Source organism: Kitasatospora sp. NPDC058190 (assembly GCF_042883685.1).
Classification (GTDB): Bacteria; Actinomycetota; Actinomycetes; order Streptomycetales; family Streptomycetaceae; genus Kitasatospora.
This window is the reverse complement of the sequence record NZ_JBHVVI010000020.1, coordinates 34539-48869: the sequence shown is the minus strand read 5'-3', so window position 1 is coordinate 48869 and position 14331 is coordinate 34539. Positions and strand designations below refer to the sequence as shown.

Annotated in this window: 12 protein-coding genes and 3 tRNA genes; 6 read left to right on the top strand and 9 right to left on the bottom strand. The window is 68.7% G+C overall.

Going from position 1 to position 14331, the window contains the following annotated elements; all coding sequences use genetic code 11:
• The 5 genes from ACFVWU_RS12455 to crcB (ACFVWU_RS12435) form a co-directional block, all read right to left on the bottom strand.
• On the bottom strand, window positions 1-1683 hold a 1683-nt coding region (locus ACFVWU_RS12455; protein WP_387618729.1), incomplete at its 3' end, for a DEAD/DEAH box helicase.
• Between the two features lie 194 nt (window positions 1684-1877).
• Complete coding sequence (locus tag ACFVWU_RS12450; protein ID WP_387618727.1) at window positions 1878-2603, bottom strand: hypothetical protein; 726 nt, start codon at window positions 2601-2603, stop codon at window positions 1878-1880.
• A gap of 164 nt (window positions 2604-2767) precedes the next feature.
• Window positions 2768-3142, bottom strand: a complete 375-nt coding sequence (gene crcB / locus ACFVWU_RS12445; protein ID WP_387618725.1) for a fluoride efflux transporter CrcB — start codon at window positions 3140-3142, stop codon at window positions 2768-2770.
• A complete protein-coding gene (locus tag ACFVWU_RS12440; protein ID WP_387618722.1) occupies window positions 3139-3507 on the bottom strand; it encodes a DUF190 domain-containing protein in 369 nt (122 codons plus the stop codon). The genes crcB (ACFVWU_RS12445) and ACFVWU_RS12440 overlap by 4 nt, the downstream gene beginning before the upstream one ends.
• Complete coding sequence (gene crcB / locus ACFVWU_RS12435; RefSeq protein WP_387618719.1) at window positions 3504-4016, bottom strand: fluoride efflux transporter CrcB; 513 nt, start codon at window positions 4014-4016, stop codon at window positions 3504-3506. The genes ACFVWU_RS12440 and crcB (ACFVWU_RS12435) overlap by 4 nt, the downstream gene beginning before the upstream one ends.
• A 70-nt stretch (window positions 4017-4086) precedes the next feature.
• On the opposite strand from crcB (ACFVWU_RS12435), the gene ACFVWU_RS12430 reads away from it, so the two are divergent.
• The 4 genes from ACFVWU_RS12430 to ACFVWU_RS12415 all read left to right on the top strand — a co-directional run bounded on the left by ACFVWU_RS12430 (window position 4087) and on the right by ACFVWU_RS12415 (window position 4844).
• Window positions 4087-4428: a metallopeptidase family protein gene (locus ACFVWU_RS12430; protein ID WP_387618873.1), complete on the top strand. Its 342-nt coding sequence runs from the start codon at window positions 4087-4089 to the stop codon at window positions 4426-4428.
• A gap of 113 nt (window positions 4429-4541) precedes the next feature.
• Window positions 4542-4614 (top strand) — tRNA-Glu (locus ACFVWU_RS12425).
• 55 nt (window positions 4615-4669) lie between these two features.
• Window positions 4670-4743: transfer RNA gene (locus tag ACFVWU_RS12420), tRNA-Asp, on the top strand.
• A 27-nt stretch (window positions 4744-4770) separates the two neighbouring features.
• A tRNA-Phe gene (locus tag ACFVWU_RS12415) sits at window positions 4771-4844 on the top strand.
• Window positions 4845-4973: 129 nt separating this feature from the next.
• Here the strand turns inward: ACFVWU_RS12415 and ACFVWU_RS12410 are convergent.
• The 4 genes from ACFVWU_RS12410 to ACFVWU_RS12395 form a co-directional block, all read right to left on the bottom strand.
• Entirely contained in the window at window positions 4974-5234 is a 261-nt protein-coding gene (locus tag ACFVWU_RS12410; RefSeq protein WP_327068229.1) for a helix-turn-helix domain-containing protein, read from the bottom strand.
• Window positions 5235-5247: 13 nt separating this feature from the next.
• Complete coding sequence (locus ACFVWU_RS12405; protein WP_380609049.1) at window positions 5248-5583, bottom strand: helix-turn-helix domain-containing protein; 336 nt, start codon at window positions 5581-5583, stop codon at window positions 5248-5250.
• A complete protein-coding gene (locus tag ACFVWU_RS12400; protein ID WP_387618716.1) occupies window positions 5580-5957 on the bottom strand; it encodes a type II toxin-antitoxin system RelE/ParE family toxin in 378 nt (125 codons plus the stop codon). Before ACFVWU_RS12400 ends, ACFVWU_RS12405 begins: the two co-directional genes overlap by 4 nt.
• Window positions 5958-6030: 73 nt before the next feature.
• Window positions 6031-7164, bottom strand: a complete 1134-nt coding sequence (locus tag ACFVWU_RS12395; protein WP_387618713.1) for a hypothetical protein — start codon at window positions 7162-7164, stop codon at window positions 6031-6033.
• 73 nt (window positions 7165-7237) lie between these two features.
• Between ACFVWU_RS12395 and ACFVWU_RS12390 the strand changes: the two genes are divergently transcribed.
• Together ACFVWU_RS12390 and ACFVWU_RS12385 are read left to right on the top strand one after the other, a co-directional pair.
• Window positions 7238-8542, top strand: coding sequence for a plasmid pRiA4b ORF-3 family protein (locus tag ACFVWU_RS12390; protein WP_387618710.1), 1305 nt, complete (start codon window positions 7238-7240; stop codon window positions 8540-8542).
• A 750-nt stretch (window positions 8543-9292) separates the two neighbouring features.
• Window positions 9293-14167, top strand: coding sequence for a DEAD/DEAH box helicase (locus tag ACFVWU_RS12385; protein ID WP_387618707.1), 4875 nt, complete (start codon window positions 9293-9295; stop codon window positions 14165-14167).
• Window positions 14168-14331 lie beyond the last annotated feature (164 nt).

Sequence of the window (14331 nt, the reverse complement as noted above, 5' to 3'; positions counted from 1 at the left end):
GCCGCCCGAACGGCGGTCGTCACGGTCCCGGTCACGGTCGCGGTCACGCGCGAAGGCCGGACGCTCGGTGCGCGCCTCGCGGTACGACGGGGTGCGCTCCTCCGCCTGCGGCGCGGCCGCGGCAGCGGGGGCCTCGGCGGCGGCCGGAGCCTCGGTCGCGGCCTGCTCGCCCGCCTCCTCGGCGGCCGGGGCCTCGTCCTCGATGCCCAGCTCGGCCCGCTCGCGCGCCGCACGGGCGGCCAGGCGGTCGGCCTCCTCGCGCAGCTCGGTGGCGCGGCGCTGGGCGCGCTCCAGCTGGCGGGCCATGTCGGCGAGCTCGCGCTCGGCGGCACCGGCGATGTTCGCGGCGCTCTCGGCCTGCACCTCGGTGAGCGAGCGGGCGCCGGTGATCTTGGCGACCTCGGCGTCGAAGGCGTGGTCGAGGATGTGACGCGAGGCGTCGACGCCCGCATCCTCCATCAGGCGGAAGACGCCGCGGCGCTGGTGCGGCAGCACCAGGGTGACGACGGCGCCGGAGCGCCCGGCCCGCGCGGTGCGACCGGAGCGGTGCAGGTAGTCCTTGTGGTCGCCGGCCGGGTCCACGTTGAGAACCAGGTCGATGCCGTCGACGTGGATGCCGCGGGCGGCGACGTCGGTGGCGACGACGACGTTGACGTAACCGTCCTTGAAGTCGCCGAGGACGCGGGTACGGGCGCCCTGGGTCATGCCGCCGTGCAGCGCGTCGGCCTTCACGCCGGCCTCGATGAGCTGCTCGGCGACGCGGTCGGCACCCATCTGGGTGCGGACGAAGATGATCGTGCGGCCCTTGCGGGCGGCGATCGCGTTGGTGATCGGCGCCTTGTCCTTGGGCTTCACCACGAGGATGTGGTGGGTCATGGTGGTGACGGCGCCGGCCGACGGGTCGACCTCGTGGGTGACCGGGCTCTTCAGGTAGCGCTTGACCAGGGTGTCGATCTCGTTCTCCAGGGTGGCGGAGAACAGCAGGCGCTGGCCACCGGCCGGCACCTGGTCGAGGATCTCGGTGACCTCGGGCAGGAAGCCCATGTCGGCCATCTGGTCGGCCTCGTCGAGCACGACGGTCTGGACGTCGGCCAGCTTGGCGCTGCCGCGGTTCAGCAGGTCGCGCAGACGGCCGGGGGTGGCGACCAGGATGTCGACGCCGCGCTCCAGAGCGTAGATCTGGTTCGACATCGACGTGCCGCCACAGACGACCTTGAGCTTGAGCCCGAGCACCGAGCCGAACGGCTCCAGGGCGTCGGCCACCTGCATGGCCAGCTCACGGGTCGGGACGAGGATCAGGCCGCGCGGGTGCTTGGGCTTGGTGCGCTCGCCGTCGGCGAGGCGGGTCAGCAGCGGCAGGCCGAAGCTGAGGGTCTTGCCGGAGCCGGTACGGCCACGGCCCAGCACGTCCTTACCGGCCAGGGCGTCCGGGATGGTCGCGGCCTGGATCGGGAACGGGGTGGTGACGCCGCGCTTGGCGAGGGCGCGCACGACGTCGTCGTGCAGGCCCAGGTCGCCGAAGGTGATGGTGGGCTCGGCGGCCTCGACGATCTCCTCGGCCTCGACGGCGTCGGTGTTCAGCTCGACGTCGGCGGCGTCAGTGGTGGGAGTGGTGGTGTCGGTGACATCGGCGGCGGACTCGCTCGCGGGCATGGCGAAGCGGGCGTCGTCAACGAGAGACATGCAAAACCTTCCGGAAGTGGCACGCGCCAAAGTCCGGGGTTCTGTTTCACAACCGCCTCTATGCGGTCAGCCACGGATCGCCGGAACGCGCCAAGGGCGCCGATGGGAATGGGGCGCCAGTCAAATGAATCAAACGAACGATCTACCACCATAGAGGACCCTCGGGATCGGAGGCAAATGCCCTGGCCAGCCACCTACTGTCCACCCGCGTGAGGGCTCGGGGCCGAGGACCCGGAGCTTCCCGAGGAGGGCTGCGGGGCCGGCGGGACGGTCGCGGCGGGCGTGGTGTGCTCCGGCTCGGGAGAGCTGGACGGACGGCCGCTCGGGGTGGCCGACGGGGTCCCGGCCGAACCACCGCCGGAGCGGCCCTCGCCGGTGCCGCCCGCCCCGCCCGTGCCGCCGGGACCCGTGGTGCCTTCGGTACCGGCCGAGGTGCCGCCCGGGTGGGGCGCGGGGCTCGGCCCACCGCTCGTCGAACCGCCGCCCGGCGCACTCTCGGGAGCGCCCGCCCCCGGCACCGGGACCACGCCGGCGACCACGCCGTTCGCACCCGGCGCGACCTCACCCGCCACGGTGGGCGTGACCCCGGCGGGCGCGTTCTCCGCCTGCAAGCCCCCGGGGCGCTCCGGGCGCCCCGAGACGCCCCCCGGGCGCCCGGCGCCCGGCGAGGCCGGGGGACCGACCGTCGCCCCCGGCTTGCCCGCCGGACCGGCCTGCCCGACCGGGGCGACCCCGCCGTGCTTCTCCTCCGCCGCCGGACCGACCGACATGCAACCGGTCAGTCCCAGCCCGGCCACCGCCAGCACCGCCGCCGCCCGTACCGCGCGTGACCGCCGCAGCGCCGTCTCCCGCAGCGCCGTCTCCCGCACCGGCGCGGCCACCCGCACCCGAACCGCCCGCACCGCCCGCACCGAAGCCACCGAGCTTCCTCTCCACCGCCCCACCCGGGCCGCCCACTGGCGCGCGGCCGCTTTCGGTGCCCAACGCGCGCCGGGCGCGGCGGGACACGGGCGGCACGGCAGTTCTCGGGCTGCCCGCTCCCGGCCGCTCCCGGCGGCTCGCGGCGGCTCCCAGCCGGGCCCGCTCAGCCCCAGAGCGCCGAGGCCAGCTCCGCCCCCGCGTAGACCGCGGCCAGGCCGGCCGCCAGGCTGCCGGCCACGTTCGCCACCGCGTACCGCACGGCGCCGGACTCGGCCAGTCGCAGCGTCTCGTACGAGAAGGTCGAGTAGGTGGTCAGCGCCCCGCAGAAGCCCGTCCCGACCAGCAGTTGGACGTGCGAGGAGGCCGCGCCGGCCGCCACCGCCCCGGCCAGCAGGCCGAGCACCAGGCAGCCGAACACGTTCACCGTGAAGGTGCCCCACGGGAACACCGAGTCGTGCCGGGACTGCACCGCCCGGTCGGTCAGGTACCGCAGCGGCGCGCCGACCACGGCGCCGGCCACCACCAGCAGCCAGTTCACCGCGCTCCCCCGCCCGCGCCACGATCGGCCGCACGGCCCGCGTACCGGACGACCTCGCAGTGGTCCAGCATCACCAGCCCCTCGGCCACCAGTTCCTCCAGCTGCGGCAGGAACGCCCGCACCCGCTCCTCCTCGTCCACGATCACCACCGCCACCGGCAGGTCCTCGCTCAGCGACAGCAACCGCGCCGTGTGCACCAGCGACGAGGCGCCGAACCCCTCGATGCCCCGGAACACGCTCGCCCCGGCCAGCCCGGTCGCCCGCGCCCGGTGCACGACCTCGCTGTACACCGGGCGGTGGTGCCACATGTCGCTCTCGCCCACCAGCACGGTCAGCCGCAGCGCCGGCCCGCTCAGCCGGCTCACCGGGCACCCCCGTCGCGGACCGGGCGGCGGATCAGACGCCGGGTCAACACCGCCGCCGCCCACACCGCGCCGAGCGCGCCCAGCAGGGTCAGCCCCAGGTACGCCAGCCCGGGCCCCGGCCGCCCCGCCTCCAGCAGCCGGCGGATGTCCACCGAGTAGGTCGAGAAGGTGGTGAACCCGCCCAGCACCCCGGTGCCGAAGAACGGCCGCAGCAGCGGATGCGCCGGACGCCCCTCGGTGATCGCCACCAGGAACACCCCGATCACCGCGCAGCCGACCACGTTGATCAGCAGCGTCGTCCACGGGAACGCCGTCGGCCCGGTCTCCCAGCCCAGCCCGGCCGCGTACCGGGCCACCGCCCCGATCGCACCGCCCACCGCGACCACCGCCACGGCCGACCCCTGCCCGCGCAGCACCGGCGGCCGGCTCCGCACCGCCGCCGAGGCCGGCGACCCGGTCCGTACCGGGCCCTCCGCGGTGTCGTCCAAGGCGTCCTCCGAAGTCGTCACGGCCCCATCAAACACCGGCGTCCGCTGTCTGGCACACCGTCATCCGAGACCCGACAATGATCCGGTGGAGATGACCCGGGATGAGTTCGAAACACTGGTCAGCGACGCCCTGGACCAGATTCCCCCGCAGCTCGCCGCCATGATGGACAACGTCGCGGTCTTCGTCGAGGACGAACCCGACCCCGACGACCCCGAACTCCTCGGCCTCTACGAGGGCACCCCGCTGACCGAGCGCGGCGAGTGGTACGCCGGGGTCCTGCCCGACCGCATCCTGATCTACCGCGGCCCCACCCTGCGCCACTGCGAGACCCGCGAACAGGTGGTCGAGGAGGTCCGCACCACCGTCATCCACGAGGTCGCCCACCACTTCGGCTTCGACGACCACGAGCTGGACGAACTCGGCTGGTCCTGACCCCCGCCCAGGCCCGGCCCCCCACCCGGCCCAAACCCGTTTTGGCGATCCGCCCCGCATCCCATATGCTTCTCGACGTCCCCGAGCGCTGGAAACAGCGGGACAGGCCGCAAGCCCTCATCGTCTAGTGGCCCAGGACGCCGCCCTTTCAAGGCGGTAGCACGGGTTCGAATCCCGTTGGGGGCACGCAGTACCGTAGTAAAGTGCAGTGCCGCAAGACCTTAGTGGTTCGCCACTACAAGGTCCCGTGGAGCAGTTGGTTAGCTCGCCACCCTGTCAAGGTGGAGGTCGCGGGTTCAAGTCCCGTCGGGATCGCTCGTCTCGCAAGAGACGGTGCAGTACGGCCAGGTAGCTCAGTTGGTACGAGCGTCCGCCTGAAAAGCGGAAGGTCGCCGGTTCGACCCCGGCCCTGGCCACAACGTATGACCAGGCACGATGCCCTCGAAGCAGATAGCTTCGGGGGCATTTTCGTGTCGTTTGACGCCAACGGCACAGCGGACGGTCAGGACCTCCGCGTCTTTGCCGCAACTCCACCGCCCCTGCCGTCACGCCGCGTCGGCGTGACGGTGGGGCACGAAGCGCATCGTCGTCCTTCCGTCCAGGGGGGCCAGCCGGATGTCGAGGTCTGCCTCCAACGCCTCGGCGAGCCGCGCCAGCAGGGGAAGGGTCGGGGTCGTGTCCCCCAGTTCTACGCGGGAGATGCCAGGCTGCGTCATGCCGGCCCGCCGGGCGAGTTCGGTCTGGGAGATCCCCAGTTGCCTTCGCCTGTCCCGTAGAGCGGCCGACAACTGCTGCCCGTAGTCCACGGCTTCCTCCTGGCTATGCGGCGCGAGCGGCGAAGCTGACTGCTGTGCCCGAGGTCGCCAGATGGACGTCCACGGACACCTCCAGAGCCGCGGCAATCCGGAGAAGCAGGTCGGACGTGACCGGGAGGACTCCACCAACCTCGATGTGTTCTACCTCGTCAGCGGTGCTACCGAGGCGAACCGCCAGATCGTCCTCGCTCAGTCCCAGCTGGGTACGCCGGTCGTAGACGAGCTGGCCGAGTGCCATGGCCAGACGAATCTGCTCTCGCTCGGCGATGATCGCAGGGGGCTCGAACTCCCTGCGAAGCGCGCGCTTGTCCCGAGCCAGCTGCCAGCGTGCGTGGTTCACCGTTCCTCCTCCGCTGTGTTGCGACTGTAGATCTCGTGAGCTTCCGGGTGCCCCGTCTCGCACGCCAGCTTGGCGGCCTTGGCTCGTTTGACCTCCGCCTCCTCGCGCATCCGGGTCTTGCGAAAGACGGTGAGCAGAACGATGCGGCGTCCAGGCGCCAGCCAGTAGCTGATCCGCACCGCGTTCCCGCTCAGGCCGAGGCGCAGTTCCCGCACCCCATCACCCAGGTTCCGCGAGTGCGGTTCGTCGAGCGTGGTCGGGTACTCGGCAAGGAGATCAGCCTTCTCCTCGACCTGCCGATAGTGCTGCGGAGTGAGACTCGCAAGCCAGAGACGCACCTCCGGTTCCAGCTCGATGGAGTAGCGCTCGCCCATACCAACCACTGTATATCACGCAGATGGTATGGGCCGTCGGTTCGTTTCAAGCGTCCCGTGCGTGCGGGTGGCGTCAGCCGCGCAGCACCCGATCGTCGAGTCTGCGCAGCAGGCCGGGCAGGTGCTGGTGCTCCTCACGGAGCGCGGCCAGCCGCTGCCGGAACTCAAGGCCGCGTCCGACGTGGTCACAGGCGTCTCGGAGCTCGACCAGGAGGGCCACGGCGACGTCGTAGCGGGCCGTCTGCTTACGCGCGACATGGTTCTCGACCTCGCGCCAGATCGCTTCCTCGTTGGTAGCCAGGGCGGTCAGCTTCTTGGCCCGGGCCTCGAATCGAACCCGCTCGGCACCCTGCTGGCGCTCGGTAGCCAGCGTGTGCGCAGCGTCCAGCAACTCGGCGGCTGAGCGCTGCCCCGGCACGGTCGCGACGGGCGGCTCGCCGCGCAGGCGGCGCAAGAGTTCGGCTCCCAGCTGAGGCTCACCCCCCAGCGCGAGACGCAGTAGGAGGCCGTCCTTCTCCTTCTCAGGAAGCGCGGCGATCAGTGGTGCCAGCTCCTTCTTTCCGGGCCTCCTCCGAGGCTCTGGGGCGGGCGGGCTGGCTTGGGCGGCGACCGCGAGCAGGTCGGCGTCGACACGCAGGAAGTCCGCGAGCGCTCGCTGCGGTGCGGTGAGCCGGTCGAGCCCAGCCGGGACCGGGGGCTCGACTACTTCCTGGTAAGCCTCCTCGTCGTCGTCCTGCAGCGCCCAGGCGCCGATGGCGGACAGCCACGCGAGGTACAGGGCGCGGTGATCCCCGGAGCCCAGCTCGGCCCGTACCCCGGCGATGGCACCGAGCGAGTCCTCGGCGCCCTCCTCCCAGTCCCCACCCTCGTCCTCGCTGCGCAGGTCCAGGACGAGGTGGGTCTTGGTCGTCCATGCCTCGACGCACTCGTCGAAGCAGTACGGCTCCAGCGCCCGCAGCGTGAGCTGCCCCTTGGGCACGCGCAGGATCACCTGATGGGTGCCCCAGTTGGTCAGGTAGAGGTGAGCGTCGTAGTGCCGCTCCACCATCCGCCTCGGATCACCGCGGAAGTTGCCCCACTGATATTCGTTGGTGAAGCTGGTCGCGGTGATCCGGGCTCGGGTGGACAGCGCCCGCAGTTGCTCCTGCTCGTCGCTGGTCAGCGGCCGGTCGATCGCCAGGAACTCGTAGTACTGGTACTCGCTCATCGCTGCGACCCTAGCGGGACCCCCGACCCCTGATGATGAAATCCGCCAAGCCCGAGGCAGACAGGAAGCGCTGATGGAACCCGAGCAGCCACGCACCGTCGAGCAGATCCGAGGTCTCGTCAGCTGGATCGACCCGGGACGCAAGCTCACCCAGACGGGCAAGGTCACCCTCGCGGATGCGCGGGCCCTGGTCACTCTCCTGGAGACCGGCGACACCATCGACCCGGCCATCGGCGACAGGACCTTCAAGACCAAGTCCAGCCAGGAGCTGCATCACCTGAACCTGCTGGTGGAATGGGCCAAGGCGGCCCGGCTGCTGCGGGTCGCGAGCGGCCGCCTGGTGCCCGTCAAGAAGAACGCGCGCCTACTGGAGGACCCCGAGCGCGTCCTCGACGCGCTGTTCGAGGCCCTGCCGCGCATCGGCGAGGCGGTGCTGCCCTCCGGGTGGCTCGGCTCGATGTTCGCGGAGGAGTACCCGGCCGGGCTGCGGGCGGTACTGACGAGCCTCTACGCCGCCGACCTCCCGGTGCCGGAGCAGAAGCTGCGGACTGCGGTGTGGGAGACACTGTCCGGGTTTTTCGTCCTCGACGATCTTCCCGAGGACCGTCTTCGCCTCCTGCGTCAGAGCAACGACCGCGACGTGGACCGCCTCCTCGCTGCGCTCAGGGGCCTCGGGGCCGCCCAGCAGACTGGCAAGTCCGTCACTCTCACCTCGGCCGGCCGTCAAGCCATGGCCCGGCTCCGCGGGGAGCTACGCGCTGGTGACCCGGTCTACGAACTCCGCGTCCAGCTCTCCGACGTGAATCGGCCTTCGGTCTGGCGTCTCGTCCAGGTACCGGCAGGCATCCGCCTCGACAGGCTGCACCAGGTCATCCAGGCCGCCATGGGCTGGCAGAACTGTCACCTGCACGCGTTCAGCGCGAACGGCGTCCAGTACGGACGCCGCTCCGGTGAACTGGACTTCGCGGACGAGACCACCGCTGTCCTGGACATCCTGGTCAAGGAAGGTGGACACCTCGATTACGACTACGACTTCGGCGACTCGTGGGAGCACCGCATCACCGTCGAACGCCGGATGACAGCCGAGGCCGACCACCACTATCCCGCCTGCGTGGACGGCGCCGGAGCCTGCCCACCTGAGGACTGCGGAGGCCCGGGCGGGTACGAGGACCTCAAGCGAACCCTCCTGGACTCCACCGACCCGGAGCACGAGGGCCTGCTTCGCTGGCTCGGTCTCAAGACAGCAGCCGACTTCGACCCGGCCCACTTCGACCTGCACGAGATCAACCAGCAACTGCGCACCCTCGACTGCCGAGCACAGTCTGATCCCGAGACTCCGGGTGACGCCAACGCTGACGCCAACCGCCGTGCACGATGACGTCCGAAGCCGCACTTCTGCGGACGGCGGAAGCGCTCAAATCAGGACACTCCAACGCCCCGGCTTGGCCTGAAAAGCGGAAGGTCGCCGGTTCGACCCCGGCCCTGGCCACAACCGCCTGAAAAGGCGAAACGGCCCCGGAGAGATCACTCTCCGGGGCCGTTTTCATGTCCCGTACGCCAACCGGTACGCCAACGGCTCCGAACCGCGGCGCACCTGGGCAGCCCGGTCGACTCGCCCGGAGATCGAGCCGGTGTGACGCTGCACCTGAACCTCCAGCGGTGTGCCGGGAACGGGGCGGGTGCAGATGTTGCCGCGGCCGTCCGTGACCTCCTCCGTCTCCCAGCCGTTCCTCGACGTGACGCCCGTTCGGGCCCGGGTTTCCCGCTCCTGGGCCTCCCGTGATGTCGAACGTCTCGGAGTCGTACGCGTTCTTCCGGATGTTGTCCTCCGTTGCCAGTGCCCAGAGGACCCCGCGCCGCTGGGAGTCGGCGCTCCGGTGGGCGCGAGGGAACCCCACCTCGCGGCTGGTTGCGCCTCGGCCAGAGGTCGAGTCCGCTGTCGAGCGCGAGATTCACGGACGTGACCCCGGCATGAGCCGAGGCGGCAAATGCGGTGATCTTGCGGAGCCTCGGTGTGCTGCCTGTGCGAACCAGTAAGCTCTGAAGGTTCTGGTACGGGAGTTCTCGGCGCGGCCTGCGCGCCACTGGCTGCGATGGGAAGCGAAGTCCTGTGGGCACGACCACGACGGTGCACGACGTCCTCAAGATGATCCGCGAGACCTCCGACGGCAACCGCGACCGCGGCACCCGATTCGAGGAGCTCATGGTCGAGTACCTGAGCACGGACCCTCAGTGGAACGAGCAGTTCACCCAGGTGTGGATGTGGTCGGACTGGCCGGGGGCGGCGGACGACAAGCGTGACGTGGGCATCGACCTGGTGGCCCAGGATCGTGAGACCGGCGGGTACTGCGCCATCCAGTGCAAGTTCTACGAGCCGGACCACACGGTCCAGAAGGCCGACATCGACTCGTTCTTCACCGCCTCCGGCAAGGGCGGCTTCACTCGTCGAATGATCATTTCCACCACGGACAAGTGGGGCCCGCATGCCGAGGAGGCCCTGGGCGACCAGCAGATTCCCGTGACCCGGATAGGGCTGGCCGACATCGCGGCCAGCCCGGTCGAGTGGCACCTGCCGGCGGTCTCCGGGGAACGGGTTACGACGAGCCTTCGCCGCAAGAAGACCCCGCGCCCGCACCAGCGGGAGGCCATCGACGCGGTCTTCGAGGGCTTCGCGTCGCACGAGCGCGGCAAGCTGATCATGGCCTGCGGCACCGGGAAGACCTTCACCGGTCTGAAGACCGTGGAGCGGCTGGCCGCGGAGCGCGCCGGGCGGGGTGAGGGCGAACACACCACCGTCCTCTTCCTGGTGCCGTCCATCGCCCTGCTGTCACAGACCCTGCGGGAGTGGAGCGCCGAGACCGAGACGCCGATGAGGGCCTTTGCCGTCTGTTCCGACGTGAAGGTCGGCAAGCAGCAGGCCGCTGCGAAACAGAATCAGGGCCTCCACGGTGACAACCAGGACATGGCACCGCATGACCTGGCCCTGCCCGCGACCACCGACGCCCCCACGCTCATCAAGCAGATGGCCGGCGCGAAGGGTGAGGCCCGTCTCACCGTCGTCTTCTCCACGTACCAGTCGATCCCCACGATCAACCAGGCGCAGAACGCCGGCCTGCCCCGCTTCGACCTGGTGCTGTGCGATGAGGCCCACCGCACGACGGGCGTGCAGCTGGCGGGCGCCAACGAGTCGAACTTCGTCAAGGTCCACGACGCCGAGTACATCCGTGCCGATCGCCGCCTCTACATGACGGCCACGCCGCGCATCTACAACGAAGACACCAAGGCCGACGCCAAGAACGCGGATGCCGTCCTGACTTCGATGGACGATGAGTCGAAGTTCGGCCCGGAGTTCCATCGCCTTGGATTCGGGCAGGCCGTGCAGCAGGGCTTGCTCACGGATTACAAGGTCCTCATCCTCGCCGTGGACGAGACCATGGTCGCCAGGACCATCCAGGACGGTCTCGCCGGAGGCTCCTCCGAGCTGGGTATCGACGACGCCGCCAAGATCATCGGCTGCTGGAACGCGTTGGCCAAGCGTGCCGGGACTTTCGCAGACGGTACAGGCTTCACCGAGGGTGAGTCGCCGATGAAGCGAGCCGTGGCCTTCGCCCGCTCCATCGCGGACTCGAAGACGATCAAGGACCGCTTCAACGAGGTCGTCGAGGCGTACGACGGCGCCGACGACGAGGTGCTGAGCTGCGAGGTCGACCATGTCGACGGCACCTTCAACACCCTCAAGCGCAACCAGAAGCTGGACTGGCTCAAGCAGGACCCGGGCCCCAACAATGCCCGCATCCTGTCCAACGCCCGCTGCCTCTCCGAGGGCGTGGACGTCCCCAGCCTGGACGCCGTGCTGTTCCTGCACCCCCGCAACTCGGTGGTGGACGTGGTGCAGTCCGTTGGTCGCGTGATGCGCCGGGCAGAGGGCAAGAACTACGGGTACATCATCCTGCCGGTGGCCGTCCCGGCAGGCACCTCGCCGGAGAAGGCCCTCTCCGGCAACGACCGCTTCAAGGTGGTCTGGCAGGTGCTGCAGGCCCTGCGCGCCCACGACGACCGCTTCAACGCGATGGTCAACAAGATCGACCTGAACAAGACGAAGCCGGACAACAAGATCGGCATCGGCTGGATCGGCCCGGAGGACGAGTCGATCGGCGGCCAGGACGGTGACGGCACCACGGATGTGAAGGGCAAGGAGGCCCGGAGCGCCCAGCACCTCCAGGACGCCCTGTTCTCCGTCAGCGACTGGCGCGAGGCCATCTACGCACGCATCGTGGAGAAGGTCGGCGAGCGCCGGTATCTGGAGCAGTGGGCCAAGGACGTCGCCGAGATCGCGGCGCGACACATCACCCGGATCAGGGTCGCGCTGGAACTGCCTGAGAAGCGGGCCGCCTTCGAGGAGTTCCTCGGTGAACTCCAGCAGAACATAAACCCTGGCGTCACCGAGTCCGCCGCCATCGACATGCTCTCCCAGCACATGGTGACCAAGCCGGTCTTCGACGCCCTGTTCAAAGACTACGGCTTCGCCGAAAACAACCCGGTCTCCAAGGCCATGCAGCGGATCCTCGACATCCTCGACGACCAGGGCATGGACGCCGAGGCCAAGGCGCTGGAAGGCTTCTACGAGTCGGTGAAGCTGCGGGTTGCGGACATCGACAACCACGAGGGCCGCCAGCACGTCATCGTCGAGCTGTACGAAAAGTTCTTCAAGACCGCCCTTCCGATGGCCGCTGATGCGCTCGGCATCGTCTACACGCCGGTCGAGGTCGTCGACTTCATCCTGCGCTCGACCGAAGAAGCCCTCGCCAAGCACTTCGGCACGTCCCTGTCGAATGAGGGCGTGCAGATCGTCGACCCGTTCGCCGGCACCGGGACTTTCCCGGTTCGGCTCCTCCAGTCCGGGCTGATCAAGCCGGAAGACCTGCTGCGCAAGTACACCAGCGAGCTCCACGCCAACGAGATCGTGCTTCTCGCGTACTACATCGCGGCCGTCAACATCGAGGCGGCGTTCCACGACGTCACCGGGGGCGACTACCGACCGTTCGATGGCATCGTCCTCACGGACACCTTCCAGCTCGCCGAGGGAACGGCGAAGTTGGACGGGATGGACGTACTCTCGGGAAACAGCGAGCGGGCGAAGAAGCAGCAGAAGCAGCACATCACGGTTGTCGTGGGCAACCCGCCGTACTCGGTGGGGCAGGACAGCATGAACGACAACAACCAGAACCTGAAGTACGAGGTACTGGACGAGCGGATCGCCGAGACCTACGCCGCTCGGTCAGCGGCCGGAAACAAGAGCAGGCTCTACGACTCGTATATTCGAGCCATTCGCTGGGCCTCTGACCGCATCGAGGACGAGGGCGTGGTCGCCTACGTGTCCAACGGCGGCTACATCGACAGCAATGTGGCGGACGGTCTCCGCAAGTCCCTGACGGCCGAGTTCGACGCGATCTACTGCTACAACCTGCGAGGCAACGCGCGTACTGCCGGTGAGCAGCGCCAGAAGGAAGCGGGCAACGTCTTTCTCTCGGGCAGTCGGAACACCGTCGCCGTCCTGATCCTGGTCAAGGGGGGCAGGGATCTCGACAGGACCGCCGAATGCTCCTTGTACTACCGGGACATCGGTGACTATCTCGGCCGGGACGAGAAGCTTCGCATCATCGGCTCGCAGAGCCTCGACACCGTCCCGTGGGAGCGAATCGTCCCGAACGCCGAAGGGGACTGGATCAACCAGCGCGACGATCGGTATGCGACCTTCCAGGCGATCGGAGACAAGGACAGGATTCTGCGAGACAAGGCAGTGTTCGCCATCTACTCGAATGGCCTCGACTCGTCCCGCGACTCCTGGGTCTACAACTTCTCCGAGGGGGAGGTGTACCGGAACATGGAGTCAATGATCGAGTTCTACAACTCGCAGGTCGACGGATTTGCGACCGCCTGCCAGGGAAACGGCGTTGCGGACCCCTCCGCCAAAAGCGTCGAGCAGTGGATCGACACCGACCCGACGAAGATCAGCTGGAATCGAGCGGACAAGACTCGGCTGCTCAAGGGGGACAAGTACGCGTTCGACAAGGAGCGCGTGGTGACGTCGACCTACCGCCCCTTCGCCAAGCAGAAGTTGTACTTCGATCCGCAGCTCAACAACACGACGTATCAACTGCCGAAGATCTTCCCGACAGCAGCGCAGGAGAACGAGGGATTCTATTGCGTCGGAAACGGTTCCGCCGTGCCGTTTTCGGTTCTCATGCTCAACAGCATCCCGAACTACCACGTCACTGGCGCCGGTAGCGGCGGGACATTCTTCCCGCGCTACACCTACAGCGAACTCGGCCAGCGCGACGACCTCTTCGCGCACCTCAACGAGGGTGCGGGCTACGAGCGCGTCGAGAACATCACCGACACGGCCTTGCGCGACTACCGGAAGACCTATGGCGACACCGGGATCAGCAAGGGCGACATCTTCTACTACACCTATGGCCTGCTCCACTCACCGAAGTACCGCGAGCAGTTTGCTGCCGACCTCAAGAAGTCGCTTCCCCGCATTCCGAAGGTGAGCGACTTCCGAGGTTTCGCCGAGGCCGGCCGCAAGCTTGCGGAGCTGCACCTCGGCTACGAGAAGGCGAAGCCGTACGCGGGTATCGTGGAGACGGTTTCGGGGCCTTCGGACACCGATCCGCGTGAGCTGTACCGGGTCGAGAAGATGAAGATCCCGAAGGTGAAGGGCGAGTCCGACCGGTCGACGATCGTCTACAACAGGCGCGTGACCCTCATCAACGTCCCGGTGGAGGCTTACCGCTACCAGCTCGGTTCGCGTTCGGCAGTCGAGTGGATCATCGACCGCTACCAGCTCAAGGCCGACAAGGCCAGCGGCATCATCAACGACCCCAACGACTGGTCCGACGACCCCCGCTACATCATCGATCTGCTCAGGCGCATCGTCACGGTCAGCATGGAGACGATGAAGATCGTCGACGCCCTCCCGCCACTCGACGTCGTGGAGTAGCGGCGTAACAATGCCGACGCTCAACCCTCCTGGGCGGCATTCCGGCGTTGGCGAGCGCTCACGGTGGCGTTCCCGCCAGCAGCCTTCCACGGACGGCAGAAGCGCTCGAACCGGGGCATCTCGGAGCCCTGGTCCGGCCTGAAAACTGAAAAGCGGAAGGTCGC

Coding starts and splice junctions, on each gene's coding strand:
- ACFVWU_RS12430 (WP_387618873.1), top strand. CDS start 4,087: ATGACCCGGGATGAGTTCGAAACACTGGTCAGCGACGCCCTGGACCAG.
- ACFVWU_RS12400 (WP_387618716.1), bottom strand. CDS start 5,957: ATGGGCGAGCGCTACTCCATCGAGCTGGAACCGGAGGTGCGTCTCTGG.
- ACFVWU_RS12395 (WP_387618713.1), bottom strand. CDS start 7,164: ATGAGCGAGTACCAGTACTACGAGTTCCTGGCGATCGACCGGCCGCTG.
- ACFVWU_RS12390 (WP_387618710.1), top strand. CDS start 7,238: ATGGAACCCGAGCAGCCACGCACCGTCGAGCAGATCCGAGGTCTCGTC.